We start from the raw sequence: 21,593 nt of genomic DNA on the forward strand, positions 1-21,593 counted from the left end.
AAGATGTCTCACTTGGCGCACGTGCTCAAGCACATTTAGTAGTCGTCCTATTGCGACTCATCCTTCAGCCCTCTTAGCATCAGCCCACTGGTTCGAGGCCGCCAAAAACGGCTTCCCAAACTCTCCAAAGGAGCTTGTCATGGCGAAGAAATCGGTGTCCGTCGCCCCGCCGGAACGGATCAACATCAAGTACGTGCCCGCCACGGGCGACCAGCAGGCTGAGATCGAGCTTCCCCTGAAATTGCTCATCACGGGCGACTTCAAGGGGCACGGCGAAGAGACGGCGCTGGAGGAGCGGCCGGTGGTGCGCATCGACAAAGACAACTTCGACGATGTCATCGCGGAAGCCGGCATCGCCTTGACGATGCAAGTGCCGTCTCGGCTGGGTGAAGCAGGCCAGGAAGACGACACCTTGAATGTGTCGCTGGACTTCAAACGCATGCGTGATTTTTCGCCGGATGCCATTGCACGGCAGGTGCCGGAATTGAACAAGCTGCTGGAATTGCGTGAAGCGCTTGTCGCGCTGAAAGGCCCCCTGGGCAACGTGCCGGCGTTTCGCAAGCAGCTTCAGACCTTGCTTGCCGACGACAAGGCGCGCACCGCGCTGGCCAAGGAACTGAATCTGGTCCTGGAAAAGCCGGCCGCCTGAGCCTGCCGTTTCGCTGCAACGCCAACCCGAAAAAAAAGGATACGAGCATGAAGGCTCAAGCTGCCGCCAAGTCAGAAGACAACCCGTCGATCGGCCTGTTGGACCAGATCATGGCCCAAACCCGCATCGAACCCAGCCACGAAGGTTATGCCGTTGCCGAACGCGGCGTCGCGGCGTTCATTTCAGAAATACTGAAAACACAGGAACGCGAGCAGCCCGTCAACAAGCAGCTGGTGGACCAGATGATCGCGCAGATCGACCGCAAGCTTGGCTTGCAGATGGACGCCATCTTGCACCAGCCGCCGCTGCAAGCGCTGGAGTCCGCATGGCGCGGGCTGAAGCTGCTGGTAGACCGCACCGACTTCCGCGAGAACATCAAGATCGAAATCCTTCACGTCACGAAGGAAGAGATGCTGGAAGACTTCGAAAGCGCGGGCGACATCACGCGCAGCGGTCTGTACAAGCACGTTTACACCGCGGGCTATGGCCAATTCGGCGGCGAGCCGGTGGCCAGCATCGTCAGCAACTACACGTTCGGCCCGTCGTCGCCCGACATCAAACTGCTGAGCTATGTGGCGTCTGTGGGCGCCATGGCGCATGCGCCGTTCCTGGGCGCGGCGGGCGCCGAGTTCCTGAACATCGACGGCTTTCAAGAACTGCCCAACCTGAAGGAAGTGCGCGACATCTTCGAAGGCCCGCGCTTCACGAAATGGCGCGGCTTGCGCGAGTCCGAAGACGCGCGCTATCTGGGCCTGACGATGCCGCGTTTCCTGCTGCGCCAGCCCTACGATCCACTGGAAAACCCCACCAGCAGTTTCGTATACCGCGAAACCATCGACGGTCAGCACGACAACTACCTGTGGGGCAATACGTCGTACCTGCTTGCCAGCCGCATCACCGACAGCTTCGCCAAGTACCGCTGGTGCCCCAACATCATCGGCCCGCTGTCCGGCGGCGCGGTGGACGATCTGCCGGTCCACCTGTACGAGTCGCTGGGTCAGCTGCAAGCGAAGATCCCCACCGAAGTGCTGGTGTCCGACCGCAAGGAATTCGAGCTGGCCGAAGAAGGTTTCATTGCGCTGACCATGCGCAAAGACAGCGACAACGCTGCGTTCTTCTCGGCGAACTCGGTGCAAAAGCCGAAGCTGTTCCAGAAGACGCCCGAAGGTCAGGCCGCACAGACGAACTTCAAGCTGGGTACGCAATTGCCCTACATGTTCATCGTCAACCGTCTGGCGCACTACATCAAGGTGCTGCAGCGCGAGCAGATCGGCAGCTGGAAGGAACGCCAGGATCTCGAACGCGAATTGAACACGTGGCTCAAGCAGTACATCGCGGATCAGGAAAGCCCGTCGGCGGATGTGCGCAGCCGCCGCCCGTTGCGCGCCGCGCAGGTGCAGGTGCAAGACGTCAGCGGTAACCCCGGCTGGTATCAGGTGTCGCTCGCCGTGCGTCCGCACTTCAAGTACATGGGCGCCAACTTCGAACTGTCGCTGGTCGGCCGTTTGGACAAGGAATAAGGAGGCGCTCCGCATGCCGAGGTCGCGGGGACAGGGCAGTTTGTTCGAACGGCTGGTGCCCGACGCCTTGCCTCGGCGCAGCCGCTCCCGGCAAGAGCTGGCCGCCGAGCGCGTCCTTGCCATCAAGCGGCATCTGGAACGCATCCTCAACAGCCGCCGGGGCTGCTCAATGAGCAGCCCCGGGCTGGGCTTGCAGGACTTCAACGACGCGTCGATGGGCAGCGCCGACTTGCTGTTGCAGGTCAGCCAGGACATCCGGGCCTCGGTCGCGGCTTACGAACCCCGCGTCAAGGTGATGAGCGTGCGATCGCGGCCCGATCCTGCCCAGCCGCTCAGCCTGAACTTCAGGCTGGATTGTCTGGTGCCTATCTTCAATAAGGAAGAGCAGGTGGAGATCGATCTGGTGATTCACCATCAGGACGGCTATACGCGGATCGTTTGATCCCTGTGGGCCACGGAGGCAGGAAAACATGCCGTTGCGAGGAAAATTCCGCGAGGAGATCGACTATCTGCGCAGGCTCGGACGCGAGTTCGCGCGCGACAACCCGCAGCTGTCGCAATTCCTGGGGGACGAGGCTGCCGACCCGGATGTCGAGCGGCTGCTGGAAGGGTTTGCGTTTCTGACGGCCAAGCTGCGCTTGAAGATCGAAGACGACCTGCCCGAACTCACCCATTCGTTATTGCAGCTGCTGTGGCCCAACTACTTACGGCCCTTGCCCAGCGCGACGATCATGCGGTTCGACCCGGTGGAACGCGCCATCACAACGCGTCAAGTCATCCCGAAGGGCACGCGCGTGTTGTCGCGCCCCGTGGACGGCACGCGGTGCCAGTTCCGGATCAGCACGGATGTGGTGATTTATCCGCTGCATATCGTTGACGTCAGCGATGCCCACACGCGCGAGAAATCCATCCTGCGCGTGGATCTTGAACCCATCGCTGGCAACGCCATCGATACGTTTGACTGCGACAAGCTTGATTTCCACCTGAGCGGCGACGACACCACCGCGTTGACGATGTACCTGTGGCTGTCTCGCTATCTGGGCGAAATCCGACTGGAGATCGGCGGCCAAACGCGAACGCTGTCCGCCAGGCAGGTGACGTTTCCCGGGTTCTCGCCCGAAGAGTCCTTGTTGCCATATCCCAAGAACGTGTTCGATGGCTATCGGATTCTTCAGGAATATTTCATCTTCCCGAGGCGGTTTCTGTTTTTCAGCTTGGCTGGCCTGCGCGCGCTATGGCCCGAAGGCACCACGCAGCGCGTGCGCTTCGAATTCCATTTCAACCGGCCCATGCCGGTTGACATCCGGCTGCGCCCAAACGACTTGTCCTTGTATTGCGCGCCCGCCGTCAACCTGTTCGAGCAAGACGCCGAACCCATCAACTTGAACGGACGGGCGGTAGATCAGCGGCTGATGCCGGGCGGGCAAGACCCCGGCGCCTACGAGATCTTCAGTATTGACGATGTCACCGGCTGGCAGCGGGTGGCGGACGGACAGCGCGGGCGCTTTCTGCGCACGTTTCATCCCTTTGAATCCCTGCAACACGAAATCGAACATGCGCAGGGACGCAGCGCGCTGTACTACCGCAGCCGGATCGAGAACGCGATGAGCGAAGAAGGCGTTGTGCACCGGATTGCCTTCATCCGGGGCGACGAAACCGATTACATCGACGAGGATGAAACCGTGTCGTTGGCGCTGACCTGCACCAACCGCGATTTGCCGCTGGCGCTCGGCGTGGGCGACATCTGTGTGCAGACCCAGACGACGCCCACCTTCGCCACCTACACCAACATCACCCGGCCCACCCCGCCTTACCGGCCCGTGCTGGACGGCGCGCTGCAGTGGACGCTGATCTCGAATCTGTCGCTGAACTACCTGTCGTTGCTGTCGACCGAACCCTTGAAGGCCGTGCTGCGCGCCTACGACTTTGCGGCGCTGCATGACATTCAGCACGCGCGCGCCGGCAGCAAGCGCCTGGACGGCATCGGCGATGCCGTGACGCAGCCGGCCGATCTCTTGATGAAGGGCCTGCCCATACGCGGGCTGAAAACGCGTTTGAAGCTCGACCCTGCCGCGTTCCTGTGTGAAGGAGACCTCTACCTGTTCGGCACGGTGCTAAGCCATTTCTTTGCGCTGTACGCAAGCATCAATTCCTTTCACCTGCTGGAAGCCACCAACACCGGCAATAACGAGCACTACGAATGGCCATTGCAGACCGGAAAACAACCGCTGATCTAGCGGACCTTCTGCTGGCCAGTGCGAAGAACTATGACTTCTTCAGGTTGCTTGAGCAACTGCACGGCCTGCACGAAGATGACCTGGAATCCCGGGATACCCACGAGCCCGAGCGTCAGCGTGTCCGCCTGAGCAGCTATGCGGGGCTGGGGTTTCCGGCGTCGGATGTGGCGTTGGCCGAACGCATGCCTGAAGGCGCCCGCAGCCACTATCACGTGCAGGCCACGTTCTTCGGCATGCATGGCCCGGACTCGCCCCTGCCGGGCTACTACCTGGACCGGCTGGCATACGAATACGGCCAAGGCGTCGGCATTCGCCCCGCGTTCCTGGATTTCTTCAACCATCGCCTGCTGACGCTGCTGCATCAAGCCTGGCGCAAATACCGCTACTACGTGCGCTTTCGCCGCGAGGCGCACGATCGCTTCTCGCGTTATGTGTTCGCCATGGTGGGCTTGGGTGACGTTGAGCTGCGCGGCGTGACGCCGATTCCCTGGAGCCGCCTGCTGAGCTACGCGGGCGTGATCGCCAGCCGCAGCCGTTCACCGCAGGTGGTGGCGGGCATCGTGTCGCATTGCTTCGACTTGAAGCAGGTGCAAGTGCGCGAGTTCGAGCTGCGCTACATGCATGTGGCCGAGCCGCAGCGCTTGGGGCTGGGGCGGCGCAATGGTGTCCTGGGCGACAGCTTTGTCATCGGCAGCCGCGTCCGCACCCGCTACAGCAAGTTTTCGATTGTTATTTCCAACCTGGATCAATCGCGTTTCCGGGAGTTCCTGCCTAGCGGCGAGAACTTCGAACGCTTGCGCAAGCTGATCGATTTTCTGCTGCGCGACCCCGCGGCCTATGACCTTGAACTGGGGTTACGGCATGACCAGGTGCCGCCGTTCAATCTGGGGCGCGACACCGGCGCGCATCTGGGCTGGACAAGCTTCGTCCAGCACACGGCGGCGCGCCGGCCGTTCATCGTTCGCATAAAGGCCCGTCTATGAAACCCGAATCGCTTCCGAGCCGGCTGGCGCTTGTGGTCGCCAACCCCGAACACCTGCAACATGGCAGCACGCCCCGGCACGGCTTTGACGCCGCGGGCGGAACCATCGGCGGCGAGGGCGCCGATTGGGCGCTGACCGACCAGGCGGGCCGCATCGAGCGCATCCACTGCGAAATCCGCTATGAAGACGCCGCGTTCTGCATCGTTGACCGCAGCGGGAAAACGCGCGTCAACGATGCCAACGAGCCACTGGGCGCCCTGGTGATGGCGAAGTTGCGGGATGGCGACGTCTTGCACATCGGCCCTTACCGTGTCGCCGTGCATTTGCACGATCCCCATCAAGAGCTGCTGGAGCCGGGGCGGCATCTGGCGCAATACGGGGTTGGCGAATTGTTAAGCAACGCGGCGGACGGCCATGACGGCTTGCCGACTGGCGCCTATGTCTTTGAAACCGAGCACGTGTCGGCCCCCCTGGATGCCACCTACCAGGCCCTGAGCGCGCCGCACGACGCTCGCGCGGACACCGACCCCTTGCGTGCCTTGGACGCGGCCGAGCGCACAAGCGAACTCCCGCCTGTCGTGATGGACCCTTGGGATGTGCGCCGCGGCGCCGCCTTGGCCCCGACCCAGGCTGATCTTGCCTCGACCCGGTTTGAAGCCGTGACCGGAACGCCCCTGCCATTTCCTGGAGATTCCCGTATGCCGAAGTCACATGACCGACCCGATGTCCACAGCGGAACCCACAGCGGAACCCGCACTGGGGCCCCCTATCGATTGCGCAACCGGCAGGCCATGGCGGGAGACCCCACCGACGCTGTGGATGCATTGATGCAAGGCCTGGACGTTCCGTTGGGGCCGCTTGACCCGCAAGCGGGGCAGGCGCTGCTGTTGGAAGCCGGCCAGGCGCTGAATGCGGCCATCAAGGGCATCGCCGGGTTGTATGCGGACCAGGCGGGTTCGGCTGCGCCGCGCAAATTGCTGGGACGCAGCTTGCAGCCCATTGAAGACAACCCGCTGCGCCTGGGCCAAAGCTACGCCGACACCGTGCGGGCAATGTTCGCCGCCAATCGCAGTGTGGTGCACCTGTCTCCCAAAGACGCGGTCGACGAAAGCCTGGCGCAGTTGCGCACGCATCACGACGCGGTCACACAGGCGATCGAAGCAGGTCTGCAAGCGTTGTTACGCGCCTTTGCGCCGTCGGTGCTGATGCAGCGCTTTCGCCGCTACCGCCCTGATCAAGATGCGCCGGCCGCCGACGATTGGGCATGGGGCATGTATACGCACTACTACGACGAGTTGGCGTCAGCACGTCAACGAGGGTTCGAGAAGCTGTTCTGGGAAGTGTTTGAACAAGCCTACGACCGCGCTTTGCGGGTGGAGGCCGAATGAAGCGGATGGTTCCTGCCTTGCTGGCGACAACGCTGCTGGCGGCGTGTGGCACGGTTGCCGATGTGGTGACGAAGACAGGGATGGTGCTGATGGACCCGTCCATCCAGATCGGGCCACCCGACGAACAGCTGTCGCTCATCGGACTCAGCCTGTACGCGGCGGCAGACGTCAATCCCAACCCGGCAAGCATGCCCGATGAAGAACCCGAATCCGCAGCTGCGCTGTCGAACCGGGAAGCGGGGCCTTACGAGGTCAAGCTCAATAGCGGGAATCGCGAAGAGCTGATCGAGCATCTGCGCGGATTGCTGGACGAACTGGAAGAGGGCCGGCCTTCGTTGCATCCGTTGCGGCGGGTGGACACGGGCCCATCGACGATCCAGCGCATGCCGGGTGAAGCCGCCGCAGAACCTGGTGCGGCGGATGCCGTGGCGAAGCTGGACCTGTTGCTGGCGATAGGCGTGTCAGAGCACTTCGTGCCGGGCCGGCAGTTTGGTGCAGGCAAGCAGGTAATCGAACAGGGGTTCTCGGGGGTGCCGCTGCCGCTGGGCGGATTGGCCGCGCCAGGACCGAAAGGCATGGGCGGGTCGGAAAGTCTTGGCGGGCAGGGCGGATTCGGCATGTCCAGCGCGTCCAACGAGTTCAGCGGGGCCGGCGAGTCCGGCGAGGCCGCCGGGCTGGGCTTGGGGCAGTACAGCCGCGCGCACAGCCTCCCAACCATGGAACCCACGCCCGCGCCGCGCGGCGCGCCCACCCCGATTGCGTTCAAGGTGCTTCAACTGAAAGACGATTCCCTGCTGCTGAACGCCGACCCGGACCAGCTGGCCAAGGATTTGAAGAAGGCGCTGGGCAGCACCTATGTGGTTGAAGACGATTACGTGCTGCAACCCGGCCAGTTCAAGTTCATTGACTTCGCCCGGATCGAACCCGCCACCCGCTATGTGGCGATCATCGCCGACTTCCATGATCCGAATGGTGCGGTCTGGAAGCACGCATTCCGGCTGGAGCCCACGGGCCGGCGCTACGCCCTGCTGATGACGCTGCATGGCAACCGCGTGGCCATCACCGATGAAAGCTACCGTCCGCCGCAACCGAGATCCCAACCATGACCTCCCGCAATCCCGTTATCTGGAGTGAAGGGCTGTTCGTCAAGCCCCAGCACTTCCAGCAGCAGACCCGCGCGCTTGAACACCATGCCAACCAACGCATTGCGGGCGTCAGTGAGCATCTCTATGGCTTGAGCGAGCTGGAGCTGAACCAGGAATACCTGAGCTTTGGCAAGATCGCCATCGTGCGCGCGCGCGGCGTCATGCCTGATGGCACGGTGTTCGACATCCCGAACGATCAGCCGCCGCCGACACCACTGGCGGTGACCGATACCTCATCCGTCAACCAGACCGTCTACCTGACCTTGCCGCTGCGCTCGGACGGTGTTCTGGAAGTGCAATGGCCAGACACCTACGCCAATGCGCGCTACGTGACGCGTAGCGAAGAGGTGCGCGACACGCATAGCCACGAAGGCGATTACGTGTCGATGGATCTGGCCGCCCCGAACTTGCAGCTGACGCTCGAGCGTGAAGACCGCAGCGCATTTACCGGCGTGGCGTTGTGCCGGCTGCTGGACCGGCGCCCTGACGGCAGCCTGCTGCTGGACGACGCGTTCTACCCCACGGGCATGTCCATCAATGCGATCCCGCCGCTAAAACGCTACTTGGGGGAAATCGCCGGCCTGATGCGGGAACGCGCGAAGAACATCGCCGAACGCATTGGCTCGCCCGGGCAGGCCGGCGTGGCGGACGTAACGGACTTCAATCTGCTGCTGGCGTTGAACCGGCTGCATCCGTGGTTTCTGCACTTGTCGCGCCTGCGCCATCTGCACCCCGAGCAGCTCTACATCGCGTTTAGCCAGGCCTGCGGCGAACTCGTCACATTCACCGACGAAGGGCGGCTGCCGCAAGAATATCCGGCCTACCGGCACGACGATCCCCGCCAATCGTTCCGCATGCTTGAGGACACCTTGCGGCGCACGCTCAGCACCGTGTTGCAGCCGCGCGCCGTGTCGCTGCCGATCGAACGCCAGCAGTACGGCGTATTGACCGCGGCGGTGCACGACCGCAGCCTGTACGCAGAGGCGGATTTCGTTCTGGCCGTGCGCGCCCGCATGCCGCTTGACCGGTTGCGTCAGCAGTTCATGCAGCAGGCCAAGGTGGCCTCGATGGAAAAGCTGGGCGAGCTCGTCAGCCTGCAACTGCCCGGCATCCCGCTGCAGCCGCTGCCGGTCGCGCCGCGCCACCTGCCGTTCCATGCCGGCTTTACCTATTTCCAGTTCGACCGCAGCCATCCTTCGTGGCAGATGCTTCGGGATACGGCGGGCTTCGGCCTGCATATTGCCGGCGACTACCCCGAGCTGGAGCTGCAGCTGTGGGCCATCAGGAGCCAATGACATGAACACGACCTCTACCGCCGAGCGCGGCGAAGCCGAATTCCTGCGCACGAGCGTAACGGCAGCCGTCCACGACAAAGAACAGATCGGCTTCAACACCATTCAAAACCTGGATACGGACGAAGACCTGGCGTTCCAGCTTCGGGGCCATGGCTACAACCCGTTGGTGGATGCAGCTTTGCCACTCTTCGGCATGGTGATCCGCGTACGCAAGATGACCAACTACGAATCCATCGGCAAGCTGTATTCCACGGTGCGGGACCAGATATCCGCGCTGGACGAAGAAATCCGCCAGCACGGCTATGACAGCGCGACGCAATTGGCGTATCGATATGCGCTGTGTACGTTCATCGATGAAGCCGTGATGGGAACCGCATGGGGGTCCAACTCGATCTGGGCCGAGCGCTCGTTGCTGAGCGTCAACCATAGCGAGACCTGGGGAGGCGAGAAGTTCTTCACGGTGCTGTCGCGCATGATGATGGACCCCGCCCGATACCGCGACGTCCTGGAATTCAAATACCTGTGCCTGTGCCTGGGGTTCAAGGGCAAGTACGGGTTGCAGCACAACCAGAACGATGCGTTGCAGACCATCCTCGTCAAGCTTCACCGCATCTTGCGCGAGCTGCGCGGAGAAACGCCAGAGTCGCTGACCGACGCCGACGCCAACATCGCATCGCGCCGCTATCGGGTGGGGCGCCAATGGCCGTGGTGGACGCCATGGGCCAGCGCGCTGGTCGTGCTCTCGGGGGTGTACGCCGCCTTTGCGCTGAATCTGGGAAGCACGACGGATGTCGTCCTGCACGCGTTGGACGGAATTTTGAAGAATTGAACAATTGGCAGGGTGGGGGACGGGTCATGACAGCCTTGCCCCCTCGAAGCGAGTACACTTGTCCGCCGTTTTGCTTTCAGCCCCAGAATTCTCCATGATTTCCTCCGCATGCGGCGTCGACTTCGGCACCTCCAACTCCACCGTAGGCTGGAGCCGCCCCGACCAGCGCGCGCTCCTCGCCCTGGAAGACGGCAAGACCACCTTGCCGTCGGCCATTTTTTTCCATGACGAAGACGCCGAGGTCAGCTATGGCCGCGCCGCCATTTCCGACTATCTGGCGGGCTACGACGGGCGCTTGATGCGGTCAATGAAAAGCCTGTTGGGCAGTTCGCTGATCGATGGGTCCACGGAAGTGCAAGGGCGTTCGATTCCGTTTCGTGTGCTGTTGACGCGCTTTATCGCCGAATTGAAGCGGCGCGCCGAAACCGCCGCTGGCCGGGATTTCACGCGGGCCGTGCTGGGCCGGCCGGTGTTCTTTGTGGATGACAACACCGCCGCCGACCAGACCGCGCAAGACACGCTGGGCGAAATTGCGCGTAGCGTCGGCTTCACCGATATTGAATTCCAGTTCGAGCCGCTGGCCGCCGCATTTGATTACGAGTCGCAGATTGACCGTGAAGAGCTTGTACTGGTCATCGACATCGGTGGCGGTACGTCGGACTTTTCTTTGATTCGTCTGGGACCGGACCGCGCCGGCAAGGCGGATCGCCGTGAAGACATCCTGGCCTATGGCGGTGTCCACATCGGCGGGGTGGACTTCGACAAGCAACTTAGCCTGGCGCACGTCATGCCCTTGCTGGGTCTGGGCAGCCAACTGCGCAGCGGCAAGGATGTGCCGTCCACGCAGTACGGCAACCTGGCTTGCTGGCACACGATCAACCAGGCTTACACGCGTAAGGCCGCAGAGCATTTTGCGTACATCCGGGCTGAAGCCGGCGACCGCGAGAAGATCGATCTGCTGTTGAATCTGGTCAAGCAGCGCGCCGGCCACTGGGTGGCGGTGCAGGTGGAAGAGGCCAAGATCGCGCTGTCGGAAACGCCGTTGGCACGCATTGATTTGTCGCGCATCGCGCCGGAGTTGGGCGTGGACGTGACGCGTCCGTCGTTTGACGCTTGCGTGGGCCGGCTGATCGAAAAGGTCGAAACCACCGTGGGCGCGCTGCTGCGCGATGCGGGCGTGGCCACGGCCGACGTGGACACGGTGTTCTTCACCGGCGGCTCCAGCCGCGTGCCGCGCCTGCGCGAAACGGTGTCGGCACTGGTGCCGGGCGCGCGCAGCGTGGAAGGGGACCTGTTTGGCAGCATCGGCGCCGGTCTGGCGCTGGACGCCCGCCGCAAGTTCGACTGATCGGCCCAACGCCGAGGGCGGTGGGTGGCGGGTGACGGAGCAAGCAGCATGCGGCAGCAGTTACCCCGCCAGGCAGATGGTAAGCTCCTTGGCTTGGTGCCCGCCGCGCTGCGCCGCGCGTTGTTTACGAATCCGACACGCCCTCATGACCCGCCCATCCGAACCCCATCTTGTTGAAACGCTGGTCACCAGCGAAGCCCCCTACGAGGGCAGTTTCCTGAAGATCCGCCGCGACACGGTCAGCCTGCCCAATGGCAACACGGCTACGCGCGAGTACGTCGTGCATCCCGGCGCGGTCGTGGTGATTCCCTTGCTGGACGATGGCCGGGTGTTGCTGGAGCGCCAGTTCCGCTACCCCATCGGGCGCGTCATGACGGAATTTCCGGCTGGCAAGCTCGACCCGGGCGAAGACCCGCTGGTGTGCGGCAAGCGCGAACTGCTTGAGGAAACCGGCTATACGGCTGATCAATGGGCGCATGCTGGGGCATTGCACCTGGCTATCGCCTACTCGACAGAAATCATCCATATCTTCTTCGCCCGCGGCTTGCGCGCGGGGCCGCGCCAGCTGGACCAGGACGAATTCCTGGATGTGATCAGCGCCGACCCTGCCGAATTGCTGGCGGCTTGCAGCAAGGGCGAGGTCACCGACGCCAAGACCTTGACGTGCGTGCTGTGGATGCAGAACGTGCTGTCGGGCGCCTGGAAGCTGGACTGGCAGGACAACGCGGGCTGACGGCCGTCCGCGTCCACGTTCCGCTTATCTGATTGCGCCATGGCCGCTTTTCCCGTCCTGGTCCAGCCCGCCGGCCTGCGCTTTGACGCGGGTGAAGACACTTCCTTGCTGATGGCCGCGCAAGCGGCGGGCGTGAAGCTGCCGAGCTCATGCCGCAACGGCACCTGCCGGGCCTGCATGTGTTTGCTGCTGGAAGGGGCTGTGGACTATCTGATCGAATGGCCAGGCCTGTCGCGCGACGAAAAAGAAGAGGGCTGGATCTTGCCCTGCGTGGCGCGTGCGGTCTCGGCGCTTGAGATCCAGGCGCCGCTGGCCGCGCCGATCGAACCGGCGGTGACGCCGGCTGATCGGCCGCTGACGGGCGCTCGGCGCTAAGACGGCATCCCGCGCCAAGCGGGCTTCCAGCGCCAAGCAGGCATCCAGCACCAAGGAGGCTTTCCGCATCAAGCACGCATCCCGTATCAAGCGGCGATCTGTCGCCAAGCAGCAATCTTTTGCCATGCCGGCATCCAGCGCCACGGCGCTATCTAGCGCTCCTACGGCAACCGGCCGGCTCCCCTCCAAATGCCTAGCCCCGCCGGTAACAGGCCCGCCGCCATGCCGGCCGCCATGCCTATCACCATGCCCGCGAAGGGCGGCGCGGTCCAAGCAAGCGCCGCCATGGCACCCAGGCGGGCGCCCAGCACCATCCCAATCGCCATGAACACAGCGCAGAGCAACCGCCGGCCAGCTGCTGGCGCATGCCGGCGCGGCCAGGGCGCCAGCGCGGCCAGCACCATCGCCGCGCTGCTGGCGGGCATGAGGGTGGCGTGCCGCCATGCCATGTCCCACAGGCTTCCGGGCGCGCCGCACTCACTGGCGAGCAGCGCCGCGGGCGTCTGGCGGGTGTCAAGCCACAGGCCTAGCGCCATGGCCGCCAGACAGGCCAGCCACAGCGCCGTCATCGCGCGCGCCGGGCTATGCGCAGGCGTGGCAGGAGGCGGGCTTGGCGTCGTCGTACCGGTCATGGTGGCGCACCCAGTCGCCCAGGTTGAAGTGCGGGCCGTTTTCGTTGCGTCCCAGCGGCGCGAAGTCCAGATAGTTGTACGCGCCAACCAGCCGTTCCACGCCGCGCTCGAAGGCGGAATAGGTGTGGAAGATTTCGCCATCGGGGTCACGGAAAAACGCGCTGGCGCCTGAGCGTTCTTCGACACTGCCGTCGGCAAGCGGCACCGACGCGTGCATGTCGAAATTGAAGTCGCAGCCCTCGGAAGACAGCCAGTCAAACCGCCAGCCCATGCGCCGCTTGAAGGCGTCCAGCTTGGCGACTGGCGCGCGCGATACGGCTACGACGGACACATCGTGAGGGCGCAGATGCGTGATGGCGCTGTCCAGGTGGTCGGCCAGAAACGAGCAGCCCACGCAGCCTTCTTCCCAGTCCGGGCCATACATGAAGTGGTAGATGATCAGTTGGCTGTTGCCGCCAAACAGGTCGGCCAGGCCGAGCGGCCCGTGCGCGTTTTGAAATTGATACGCCTTGTTCACCAGAACCCAAGGCAGGTCAAGGCGTTCACGGGCCAGCGCGTCCTGGCTGCGGGTCAGCGCTTTCTCACGGCTGAGCAGGGTCTCGCGGGCGGCCTCCCATTGGGGGCGGGATACGACGGCGTGTTGGGTCTGCATGGTGCGGCTCCTTCTTGGATCGGGCCAATGCGGCCCGTGAACGGTAAGCGGCAAGCGGTGCGTAGAAAGTGCAGTCAGACTGCGCTTAAGTGAAGTCAGACTGCGCTTGCCAGATGGTCCGCCAGCCGGTCCATGGCGCCCGCCCAGCCGGTTTCATGGCCGTCACGGGTGGCTTGATCGACAAACGGGGTTTGCAGGAAGGCGAGGTTGGTGCCGCCCTGCGCAGGGGTCAATTCAAGGGTGATCAACGAGGCTTCGTCGGGGGTGTCGCGCCAGGCCCAGGTGAACACCAAGCGGCGCTGGGGCTCGACTTCGCGGTACACGCCGCTGGCGTAATGGGCCTGGCCGTCGTCGGTGACAAAGCCCACCTGGTAGGCGCCGCCCACCCGCACATCGGTTTCCGCCAGCAGCACGCGCTGGGTGCCGGCGGGGCCGAACCAGCGCATCAGCGCTTGCGGGTCCGTCCAGGCGCGCCAGACGCGTTCGGCGGACGCGGTGAAGCGGCGGGTGAGCCGGAGCTCAAGGGGGGCGTTGCCAGAGGTGCCGTTGGGGCTGGGGGGGTGGCTGGGGATGTCTTCGGGGCGTTGGGTGGCCATGGATGGATCTCCTCGTCGTGATACAGGTATCGGGCCAGTGAATCCAGTTGGCCATTCCAGAACTTCTCGTAGCGCGCCAGCCAGGTGGATGCGGCCTGCATGGGTTCGGGCGACAGCGTGCAACTGACGACCCGGCCGTCCTTGGCGCGGGAAATCAGCCCGGCGTCTTCCAGCACCCGCAAGTGCTTCAGGAAGGCGGGCAGGGACATGGCGTGAGGCCGGGCCAGGTCGCTGACCGATGCCGTGCCTTGTTCCAGATCGGCCAGTACCCGCCGCCGGGTGGCGTCGGCCAGGGCGGAAAAGATGCTGTCCAGCGTGTCGTCGTTTAAGTTAACCATAAGGTTAAGTATTGATCCGAAAAACTGCCGGCGTCAAGCCGGCAGCATTGGGAATTTCCCGAAGGGCTCAGTCGTGCCGGTGCATGGCCGACTGATGTTTGGTGTCGCGCATTGTTGTGTAGACCAGCAGAGACACAAAGATCACGCCGGCCAGGTAGTAGTAGAACCATTCTTCATGCCCTTGCTGCTTGAAGAACAGCGCGATGGCCGGGGCCGTGCCGCCGAAGATGGACACGGTCACGGCGTAAGGCACGGCCACGCCTGTTGCGCGGATGTTCGTGGGGAACAGTTCGGCCTTCACCACCGCGTTGATGGACGTGTAGCCCGCCGTGAACACCCACGCGCCGCAGATCAGCAGGAAGGCGATGAACGGCGAACGCGTATGCGACAAGGTCATCAGGATGGGCACGGTCAGCAGCGCGCCCGCCACGCCGAAGAAGATCAGGAGCGGCTTGCGGCCGACCTTGTCCGACAGCGCGCCATACAGCGGTTGCAGAATCAGCGCGAAGATGAGCGAGGCCGCGATGATGTAGGTGGTGGTGATGTCGGAAAAGCCCGACGTCTGGCGCACGAAGGTCTGCATGTACGTCGTGAACGTGTAGAAGGCCGCGGTGCCGCCCGCGGTCAGCCCGACGACGATGGCCACTTCACGCGGATACTTCATCAGGCCGCGCAGCGAACTCGTTTTAGGCTTGGTCTTCTGGGCTTCCTTGTACGAGTCGGTCTCGGGCATGTCGCGCCGCATCAGCGCGGTCACAATCGCCAGCATGGCGCCGATCACGAAGGGAATGCGCCAGCCCCATTCGACCAGTTGTTCGTGGGTCAGGAACACGTTCTGCAAGAGCAGCAGTACCAGGATCGCGCAGAGCTGTCCGCCGATCAGCGTCACGTACTGAAAGCTGGAATAAAAGCCGCGATGCTCGGGGTCGGCGATCTCGGTCAGGTAGGTGGCGCTGGCGCCGTACTCGCCGCCCAGGCTCAAGCCTTCGATCACGCGGGCCAGCGCCAGCAGCGCGGGCGCGGCGAAACCGATGCTGGCGTAGGTGGGCGTGACGGCGATGATCAGCGAGCCCACGCACATCATCACCACCGACACCATCAGCGATATTCGGCGCCCGTGCCGGTCGGCAATATGGCCGAACAGCCACCCGCCCAGCGGACGCACGATGAAGCCGGCCGCAAACAGCGTGGCGGCATTCAGTTGCTGGACGACGGGATCGTGCGACGGGAAAAAGGCGGGGGCGAAGTACAGGGCGAAGGCGGTGTAGGCGTAGAAGTCGTACCACTCAACCAGGTTGCCCATGGAGCCGACGAAGATGGCCTTGATGCGGCGCTTTGCGTCGGGCATGTCGAGATACGTTTGCGTCATAGCGGCTCTCGGGAGGAACTCGTTGACGTAGCTTGCGCCTGCCCGGCGCGAAATGCAGCACCGGTAAATAGTTGTTATTCAGGAAAATGTCAGGCTTAGCGGCCGCGCGGCTTGATGATGTCGCACGCGGCGGCGCGGTCGCCTGTTTGCGCGCCGCTGCCCAACAGCGCTTGTGCGCCGCAGACCGAGCCGAACATGCGCGCGTTGTCGTGCCCCACGCCGCCCACTTCGAAGCTGCTGCGATGCAGCGTGACGGGCTTGGGGCCACGGGCGGCCAGCACGTATTCGTATTGCAGGTAGCCCGTGCCGCGAGCCAGCCGCGTGGCGCCTTGCGCTTCGGCGCCGCAGGTCTTGTCCAGCAGCCGGTGTTCGGGGTTGTTGTCGGCGCCGCCCAGCAGATAGATGACGTCGCGCGCGGCGTACCGGACAAAGAGCCGGGTGTCGTCGGTGTCGCGCGCATTGGGAGACGCAGACCCCGACACATACGCCGACACATACGCGGGCAGCTTGTCCGTGCCGTATTTGTACTGGTTGTAGGTGGGGCAGATACCGCGTTCGTAGGGCGCGTAGCCCTTGCCATCGGCGCGCGGCCGTTCGTTGGTCAGGTACAGGTAGGACGAGGGGTTGGCGATGACGTAGCGCAGGGCCAGGCCATCGCGCCGCAGCGGGCCGTCGACGTTGTTCAGCACGGCGTAGCGCTGCACCAATTGGCCGCCGGCCGAGTGCCCGGCCAGCACGATGCTGGCCAGCGTGGGCAGGCGCTTGCGGTCGTTCAGGCTGCGCAGCAGGTCGTCCAGCACCTGGAACGACGAGACGGGCGCGGGCCGGCCGCTGGCCTGCACGCTTTCATCGCCGTCTTCCCAGCTGGACTTGCGCCACGCGGCCATGCCGCCAAACCCTGAATCAATGGAGCCGGAGAAGCGCGGCGCCAGAATCAGCGTGTCGCGCGCCCGGTCGGGGTTGTGCGTCAGCAGCTCGGCGGCGGTTTCGTAATAGCGGTCGGCATCGCGTTTGACGCCGTGGATGATGACGATGACCTGCTTGATGTCGCGCAGGTCGTCTTTCGTCAGATTGCGATTGGCGTAGACCGGAATTTTGTACTTGTGGCCGGGTTTGCCCAGCTCTACGGTTTGCCAGCGCAAGGGCGCGGCGCGCTTGGGCGCGGGCACGGCCTCGTCGTAATCGTAGGGGTCAGGCAGCGGCGTCTGCGCATGCGCGGCCCAAGGGGCGAGCACGGCAATCAAGGCCAGCGCCGCACCCAGCCGGCGCCCGGACGCTCGGCGCGCTGCGGCGTGTGTAGCGTGGGAGCGGTGGGAGACGGAAGAGGCAGGTGCGCGGCGCATGGCGCGGCGGGTAATCAGCAGCCCTCGTGACCCAGCAGCTGCTTGAGCGCGGGCAGGTCCAGGATGCGGACTTCGCGCTGGTTGATCTTGATCAGGCCCTCACGTGCGAAACGCGAGAACAATCGGCTGACGGTTTCCAAGGTCAGGCCCAGGAAGTTGCCGATTTCTTCGCGGCTCATGCGCAGCACGAACTCGGTCGACGAGTAGCCCAGCGAGGCATAACGTTGCGACAGGTTCAAGAGGAAAGCGGCCAGGCGCTGTTCAGAGCGCATCGAGCCCAGCGACGCCAGCATCTGATGCGAACGCGTGATTTCGCGGCTCATCAGACGGCGGAATTGCTGTTGCAGCGACGGCAGGTGCGTCGCGACGCGATCAACTTCGGTCAAGCGGATGACGCAGACTTCGGAGTCTTCCAGCGCCACGGCGGCGGACACGTGCTTGCTGTCCAGCATGCCGTCCATGCCGACGATTTCGCCGGGCAGGTGAAAACCGGTGATTTGAATCTGGCCGGTGGCGTCTTCGAGCTGAGTCTTGATGCTGCCGAAACGCACGCCATAAACGGCGTCCAGCGGTTGATCCAGCGAATACAGCGTTTTGCCCTTTTCCAGGCGCACACGCTCTTTCACCAGCTCGTCCAGCTTTTCCACTTCGGCGGCAGCCATGCCCACGGGAACACACACGTGGCCCAACATGCAGGTGGAACAGTGGGCGGCATCAGGGGCAACGGGAACCCGTTTTTGCATACGATGACCTCTAGAGTGCCCGTCGCGCCGCAAAGGGCAGGGACGGGTGTAAAAGCGTGAAGACAAATTCCATTGTAGTCGGTTGTTACTACGCCCGTCTTACGGGGCGTCTCCACCGGTTCGGCTGCGGCGGTGCGCGATCCAGTCGTCGCCCGCGATATCGATGGCTGCGGCCCGCAGCGCCGGGTCGATCGGGTAGTACTGGCAGGCGATGTCATGGACGCCGTCGGCGGGCGTATCCAGGCGCGCGGTGACGTCGCGGCGCACAAAACAGCAGGGCTGGCCGGGCACATATTCTTCGATCTCGTCCATCAAGGCGATCAGGCCGGGATCGACCCGGTAGACGTCGCCGCGCACCCGCCGCCCATTGGCCACCGGGATCAGCCCGGGCCAGTCGCCGAAGTCGACCAGCACGCCCGGCACGGAGGCCGCGCCGACCCATTCGGCGGCGGGCAGCCCGCGCTGGGCGGCGGCTTTGGCCAGGTCATTGATTTCGCCGGCGCGTAGGGTGCCGTAGACAAAAACGTATATGCTCATAGGTCGGTTTATTGATCCATGTCCGGATGGATGTCTGGATCTGCGTCTGAATGCACGTCTGAATGCATGTCGAAGCAAACCCGTGTGCGGCAGGTGTTGAAATTCTCTCATCCGACCGCATATTCAGGATATCGAGCCAGCCGGCACGTATCGGTCAGGCTCCCCAACAAGCCAAACGACCATTATGCGATTCGACAAACTGACTACCAAGTTCCAGCAAGCCCTGGCCGACGCCCAAAGTCTGGCCGCCCGCAACGACCACCCCTACATCGAGCCCGTACACGTGCTGTCGGCGCTGTTGTCCGATGCGGACAGCGGAGCAAGCAGCCTGCTGGCGCGCGCCGGTGTGGCGGTGAACCGCCTGCAACCCGCCTTGGAAAGCGCCTTGAAGTCGCTGCCCCAGGTGCAAGGCGACGACAACGTCCAGGTCGGCCGTGACCTGAACGCGGTGCTCACGCGCACCGACAAGGAAGCCGCGCGCCGGGGCGACACCTATATCGCCAGCGAATTGTTCCTGCTGGCGCTGGCCGACGACAAGGGCGAAGCCGGCCGCATCCTGCGTGATGCCGGCCTGCAAAAGAAGGCCCTGGAGTCCGCGATCGACGCCGTGCGCGGCGGCGAAAACGTCTCGGGCGCCGAAGGCGAATCCAACCGCGAAGCCCTGTCCAAGTACACGATGGACCTGACCGAGCGCGCCCGCCAAGGCAAGCTCGACCCGGTGATCGGCCGCGACGACGAAATTCGCCGCACCATCCAGATCCTGCAACGCCGCACGAAGAACAACCCGGTCCTGATCGGTGAACCCGGCGTGGGCAAGACCGCCATCGTCGAAGGCCTGGCGCAGCGCATCGTCAACGACGAAGTGCCCGAGAGCCTGCGCGGCAAGCGCGTGCTGTCGCTGGACCTGGCTGCGCTGTTGGCCGGCGCCAAGTTCCGCGGTGAATTCGAAGAGCGCCTGAAGGCCGTGCTGAAAGAGCTGGGCCAGGACGACGGCAGCAACATCGTCTTCATCGACGAGCTGCACACCATGGTGGGCGCGGGCAAGGCCGAAGGCGCGATGGACGCCGGCAACATGCTCAAGCCGGCGCTGGCGCGCGGCGAGCTGCATTGCATTGGCGCCACCACGCTGGATGAATACCGCAAGTACATCGAAAAGGATGCGGCGCTGGAGCGGCGCTTCCAGAAGGTGCTGGTCGACGAACCCGATGTGGAATCCACCATCGCGATCCTGCGCGGTTTGCAGGAACGCTATGAAATCCACCACGGGGTTGAAATCACCGACCCGGCAATCGTGGCCGCGGCCGAGCTCTCGCACCGCTACATCACCGACCGCTTCCTGCCCGATAAGGCCATCGACCTGATCGACGAAGCCGGTGCGCGCATCCGCATGGAAATCGATTCCAAGCCCGAGGTGATGGACAAGCTTGACCGTCGCATCATCCAGTTGAAGATCGAGCGCGAAGCCGTCAAGAAGGAAACCGACGACGCGTCCAAGCGCCGCCTGGGCGTCATTGAAGACGAACTGGAAAAGCTGCAACGCGAATACAACGACTTCGAAGAAATCTGGAAGGCCGAAAAGGCCGCCGTGCAAGGCACGCAGGCCATCAAGGAAGAGATCGACAGCGTGCGCGCCGAAATGGCGGAGTTGCAGCGCAAGGGTCAATTCGACAAGCTGGCTGAACTGCAATACGGCAAGCTGCCGGACTTGGAATCGCGCCTGAAGGCCGCCGAAGTGGGCGCTGCGCAGGCCGCTGAAAACGCCGAGGGCGACGAAAGCCGTCCGCGTCTGCTGCGCACCAAAGTCGGCGCCGAAGAAATTGCCGAAGTCGTGTCGCGCGCCACCGGCATTCCCGTGTCGAAGATGATGCAGGGCGAACGCGAAAAACTGCTGCACATGGAAGAGTTCCTGCACAAGCGCGTGGTGGGCCAGGACGAGGCCGTGCGGCTGGTGTCCGACGCCATCCGGCGTTCGCGTGCGGGTCTTGCCGACCCGGCGCGGCCTTACGGTTCGTTCCTGTTCCTGGGCCCCACCGGCGTGGGCAAGACCGAACTTACGCGGGCGCTGGCCGAGTTCATGTTCGACTCCGAAGAGCACCTGATCCGCATCGACATGAGCGAGTTCATGGAGAAGCACTCGGTGGCGCGGCTGATTGGCGCGCCGCCGGGATACGTGGGCTACGAAGAGGGCGGCTACCTGACCGAAGCCGTGCGCCGCAAGCCGTATAGCGTGGTGCTGCTGGACGAGGTCGAAAAGGCCCATCCGGACGTGTTCAACGTGCTGCTGCAAGTGCTGGACGACGGCCGTCTGACCGATGGCCAGGGCCGCACGGTGGACTTCCGCAACACGGTGATCGTGATGACGTCGAACCTGGGTTCGCATCACATCCAGAGCCTGGCCGGCCAACCGTATGACGTGGTGAAGGAAGTGGTGTGGGGCGAGTTGAAGCAGACGCTGCGGCCCGAATTCCTGAACCGTATCGACGAAGTGGTCGTGTTCCACGGACTGGAAGCGCAGCACATCGAGTCCATCGCCCGCATCCAGTTGCGCCGCCTTGGCGCGCGGTTGGAAAAGCAGGAGATGCGCCTGGAAGTGACCGAGGCCGCCTTGGCGGAACTGGCCCGCTCCGGTTTCGATCCGGTGTTTGGCGCGCGCCCCTTGAAGCGCGCGATCCAGCAACAGATCGAGAACCCGGTGGCGCGCCTGATCCTGGAAGGCAAGTTCGGGCCGCGCGATGTGGTGCCGGTCGATTGGCAAGACGGGGAATTCATCTTCACCCGCACCTTGCAGTAAGTGCTGCAAACGAAAAAGCCCAGCGCAATGTGTGCGCTGGGCTTTTTTTTGCCTGCGACGGGATTCACATCCAGTCTGCTTCCACCAGCG

General features: G+C 63.7%; 20 protein-coding genes and 1 pseudogene. 13 read left to right on the top strand and 8 right to left on the bottom strand.

Annotation, left to right across the window (positions count from 1 at the left end):
- Positions 1-139: 139 nt before the first annotated feature.
- The 12 genes from tssB (at position 140) to AC1DSJ_RS00230 (ending at position 12,502) form a co-directional block, all read left to right on the top strand.
- Positions 140-649 carry a type VI secretion system contractile sheath small subunit gene (gene tssB / locus AC1DSJ_RS00175; protein WP_054424850.1) on the top strand — a complete coding sequence of 170 codons (510 nt, stop codon included), beginning with the start codon at positions 140-142 and terminating at the stop codon, positions 647-649.
- A 47-nt stretch (positions 650-696) separates the two neighbouring features.
- Positions 697-2,169 carry a type VI secretion system contractile sheath large subunit gene (gene tssC, locus AC1DSJ_RS00180; RefSeq protein WP_054424852.1) on the top strand — a complete coding sequence of 491 codons (1,473 nt, stop codon included), beginning with the start codon at positions 697-699 and terminating at the stop codon, positions 2,167-2,169.
- Positions 2,170-2,182: 13 nt separating this feature from the next.
- The gene (tssE, locus tag AC1DSJ_RS00185) at positions 2,183-2,611 is read left to right on the top strand and encodes a type VI secretion system baseplate subunit TssE (RefSeq protein WP_054424854.1); all 429 of its coding nucleotides are present in this window, start codon (positions 2,183-2,185) and stop codon (positions 2,609-2,611) included.
- A 28-nt stretch (positions 2,612-2,639) separates the two neighbouring features.
- The gene (gene tssF / locus AC1DSJ_RS00190) at positions 2,640-4,406 is read left to right on the top strand and encodes a type VI secretion system baseplate subunit TssF (protein ID WP_054424856.1); all 1,767 of its coding nucleotides are present in this window, start codon (positions 2,640-2,642) and stop codon (positions 4,404-4,406) included.
- Complete coding sequence (gene tssG / locus AC1DSJ_RS00195) at positions 4,370-5,389, top strand: type VI secretion system baseplate subunit TssG (protein WP_346550495.1); 1,020 nt, start codon at positions 4,370-4,372, stop codon at positions 5,387-5,389. The genes tssF and tssG overlap by 37 nt, the downstream gene beginning before the upstream one ends.
- A complete protein-coding gene (gene tagH / locus AC1DSJ_RS00200; RefSeq protein WP_441370746.1) occupies positions 5,386-6,777 on the top strand; it encodes a type VI secretion system-associated FHA domain protein TagH in 1,392 nt (463 codons plus the stop codon). The genes tssG and tagH overlap by 4 nt, the downstream gene beginning before the upstream one ends.
- Complete coding sequence (gene tssJ, locus AC1DSJ_RS00205) at positions 6,774-7,883, top strand: type VI secretion system lipoprotein TssJ (RefSeq protein ID WP_441370747.1); 1,110 nt, start codon at positions 6,774-6,776, stop codon at positions 7,881-7,883. The genes tagH and tssJ overlap by 4 nt, the downstream gene beginning before the upstream one ends.
- The gene (gene tssK, locus AC1DSJ_RS00210; protein ID WP_441370748.1) at positions 7,880-9,217 is read left to right on the top strand and encodes a type VI secretion system baseplate subunit TssK; all 1,338 of its coding nucleotides are present in this window, start codon (positions 7,880-7,882) and stop codon (positions 9,215-9,217) included. The genes tssJ and tssK overlap by 4 nt, the downstream gene beginning before the upstream one ends.
- A gap of 1 nt (position 9,218) precedes the next feature.
- Entirely contained in the window at positions 9,219-10,046 is an 828-nt protein-coding gene (gene icmH, locus AC1DSJ_RS00215) for a type IVB secretion system protein IcmH/DotU (RefSeq protein ID WP_342067964.1), read from the top strand.
- Between the two features lie 94 nt (positions 10,047-10,140).
- Entirely contained in the window at positions 10,141-11,394 is a 1,254-nt protein-coding gene (locus AC1DSJ_RS00220; RefSeq protein ID WP_054424864.1) for an Hsp70 family protein, read from the top strand.
- A 145-nt stretch (positions 11,395-11,539) separates the two neighbouring features.
- Positions 11,540-12,127, top strand: a complete 588-nt coding sequence (locus AC1DSJ_RS00225; protein WP_175169406.1) for an NUDIX domain-containing protein — start codon at positions 11,540-11,542, stop codon at positions 12,125-12,127.
- 39 nt (positions 12,128-12,166) lie between these two features.
- Positions 12,167-12,502, top strand: coding sequence for a 2Fe-2S iron-sulfur cluster-binding protein (locus AC1DSJ_RS00230; RefSeq protein WP_054424869.1), 336 nt, complete (start codon positions 12,167-12,169; stop codon positions 12,500-12,502).
- 161 nt (positions 12,503-12,663) lie between these two features.
- Here AC1DSJ_RS00230 and AC1DSJ_RS00235 read toward each other — a convergent pair whose 3' ends face one another.
- The 8 genes and pseudogenes from AC1DSJ_RS00235 to AC1DSJ_RS00270 all read right to left on the bottom strand — a co-directional run bounded on the left by AC1DSJ_RS00235 (position 12,664) and on the right by AC1DSJ_RS00270 (position 18,712).
- Positions 12,664-13,134: a hypothetical protein gene (locus AC1DSJ_RS00235; RefSeq protein ID WP_441370749.1), complete on the bottom strand. Its 471-nt coding sequence runs from the start codon at positions 13,132-13,134 to the stop codon at positions 12,664-12,666.
- Complete coding sequence (locus AC1DSJ_RS00240; RefSeq protein ID WP_441370750.1) at positions 13,085-13,786, bottom strand: DUF899 domain-containing protein; 702 nt, start codon at positions 13,784-13,786, stop codon at positions 13,085-13,087. Before AC1DSJ_RS00240 ends, AC1DSJ_RS00235 begins: the two co-directional genes overlap by 50 nt.
- A gap of 95 nt (positions 13,787-13,881) precedes the next feature.
- Positions 13,882-14,244, bottom strand: a pseudogene (locus AC1DSJ_RS00245) (SRPBCC family protein); the annotation flags it as partial.
- Positions 14,232-14,720, bottom strand: coding sequence for an ArsR/SmtB family transcription factor (locus tag AC1DSJ_RS00250; protein WP_441370751.1), 489 nt, complete (start codon positions 14,718-14,720; stop codon positions 14,232-14,234). The pseudogene AC1DSJ_RS00245 and the gene AC1DSJ_RS00250, both read right to left, overlap by 13 nt.
- A gap of 67 nt (positions 14,721-14,787) precedes the next feature.
- Positions 14,788-16,089 carry an MFS transporter gene (locus AC1DSJ_RS00255; protein WP_441370752.1) on the bottom strand — a complete coding sequence of 434 codons (1,302 nt, stop codon included), beginning with the start codon at positions 16,087-16,089 and terminating at the stop codon, positions 14,788-14,790.
- Between the two features lie 95 nt (positions 16,090-16,184).
- The gene (locus AC1DSJ_RS00260) at positions 16,185-17,432 is read right to left on the bottom strand and encodes an alpha/beta fold hydrolase (protein ID WP_441370753.1); all 1,248 of its coding nucleotides are present in this window, start codon (positions 17,430-17,432) and stop codon (positions 16,185-16,187) included.
- Between the two features lie 14 nt (positions 17,433-17,446).
- The gene (locus AC1DSJ_RS00265; RefSeq protein WP_054424877.1) at positions 17,447-18,175 is read right to left on the bottom strand and encodes a helix-turn-helix domain-containing protein; all 729 of its coding nucleotides are present in this window, start codon (positions 18,173-18,175) and stop codon (positions 17,447-17,449) included.
- Positions 18,176-18,274: 99 nt separating this feature from the next.
- Positions 18,275-18,712: a gamma-glutamylcyclotransferase family protein gene (locus AC1DSJ_RS00270; RefSeq protein WP_441370754.1), complete on the bottom strand. Its 438-nt coding sequence runs from the start codon at positions 18,710-18,712 to the stop codon at positions 18,275-18,277.
- 184 nt (positions 18,713-18,896) lie between these two features.
- Here AC1DSJ_RS00270 and clpB point away from each other — a divergent pair, with 184 nt between their 5' ends.
- Positions 18,897-21,503: an ATP-dependent chaperone ClpB gene (gene clpB, locus AC1DSJ_RS00275; protein WP_054424881.1), complete on the top strand. Its 2,607-nt coding sequence runs from the start codon at positions 18,897-18,899 to the stop codon at positions 21,501-21,503.
- The last annotated feature ends 90 nt before the right edge of the window (positions 21,504-21,593 follow it).

This window comes from Achromobacter sp. 01N37, from assembly GCF_056399725.1.

Bases quoted from the DNA above. Each gene is read 5' to 3' on its own strand.
- AC1DSJ_RS00255 (WP_441370752.1), bottom strand. From the start codon at position 16,089: ATGACGCAAACGTATCTCGACATGCCCGACGCAAAGCGCCGCATCAAG.
- tssJ (WP_441370747.1), top strand. From the start codon at position 6,774: ATGAAGCGGATGGTTCCTGCCTTGCTGGCGACAACGCTGCTGGCGGCG.
- AC1DSJ_RS00225 (WP_175169406.1), top strand. From the start codon at position 11,540: ATGACCCGCCCATCCGAACCCCATCTTGTTGAAACGCTGGTCACCAGC.
- AC1DSJ_RS00230 (WP_054424869.1), top strand. From the start codon at position 12,167: ATGGCCGCTTTTCCCGTCCTGGTCCAGCCCGCCGGCCTGCGCTTTGAC.
- tssG (WP_346550495.1), top strand. From the start codon at position 4,370: ATGGCCATTGCAGACCGGAAAACAACCGCTGATCTAGCGGACCTTCTG.
- AC1DSJ_RS00265 (WP_054424877.1), bottom strand. From the start codon at position 18,175: ATGCAAAAACGGGTTCCCGTTGCCCCTGATGCCGCCCACTGTTCCACC.
- tssK (WP_441370748.1), top strand. From the start codon at position 7,880: ATGACCTCCCGCAATCCCGTTATCTGGAGTGAAGGGCTGTTCGTCAAG.
- tssF (WP_054424856.1), top strand. From the start codon at position 2,640: ATGCCGTTGCGAGGAAAATTCCGCGAGGAGATCGACTATCTGCGCAGG.
- tagH (WP_441370746.1), top strand. From the start codon at position 5,386: ATGAAACCCGAATCGCTTCCGAGCCGGCTGGCGCTTGTGGTCGCCAAC.
- tssC (WP_054424852.1), top strand. From the start codon at position 697: ATGAAGGCTCAAGCTGCCGCCAAGTCAGAAGACAACCCGTCGATCGGC.
- clpB (WP_054424881.1), top strand. From the start codon at position 18,897: ATGCGATTCGACAAACTGACTACCAAGTTCCAGCAAGCCCTGGCCGAC.
- AC1DSJ_RS00220 (WP_054424864.1), top strand. From the start codon at position 10,141: ATGATTTCCTCCGCATGCGGCGTCGACTTCGGCACCTCCAACTCCACC.
- AC1DSJ_RS00240 (WP_441370750.1), bottom strand. From the start codon at position 13,786: ATGCAGACCCAACACGCCGTCGTATCCCGCCCCCAATGGGAGGCCGCC.
- AC1DSJ_RS00250 (WP_441370751.1), bottom strand. From the start codon at position 14,720: ATGGTTAACTTAAACGACGACACGCTGGACAGCATCTTTTCCGCCCTG.
- tssE (WP_054424854.1), top strand. From the start codon at position 2,183: ATGCCGAGGTCGCGGGGACAGGGCAGTTTGTTCGAACGGCTGGTGCCC.
- AC1DSJ_RS00235 (WP_441370749.1), bottom strand. From the start codon at position 13,134: ATGACCGGTACGACGACGCCAAGCCCGCCTCCTGCCACGCCTGCGCAT.
- AC1DSJ_RS00260 (WP_441370753.1), bottom strand. From the start codon at position 17,432: ATGCGCCGCGCACCTGCCTCTTCCGTCTCCCACCGCTCCCACGCTACA.
- icmH (WP_342067964.1), top strand. From the start codon at position 9,219: ATGAACACGACCTCTACCGCCGAGCGCGGCGAAGCCGAATTCCTGCGC.
- tssB (WP_054424850.1), top strand. From the start codon at position 140: ATGGCGAAGAAATCGGTGTCCGTCGCCCCGCCGGAACGGATCAACATC.
- AC1DSJ_RS00270 (WP_441370754.1), bottom strand. From the start codon at position 18,712: ATGAGCATATACGTTTTTGTCTACGGCACCCTACGCGCCGGCGAAATC.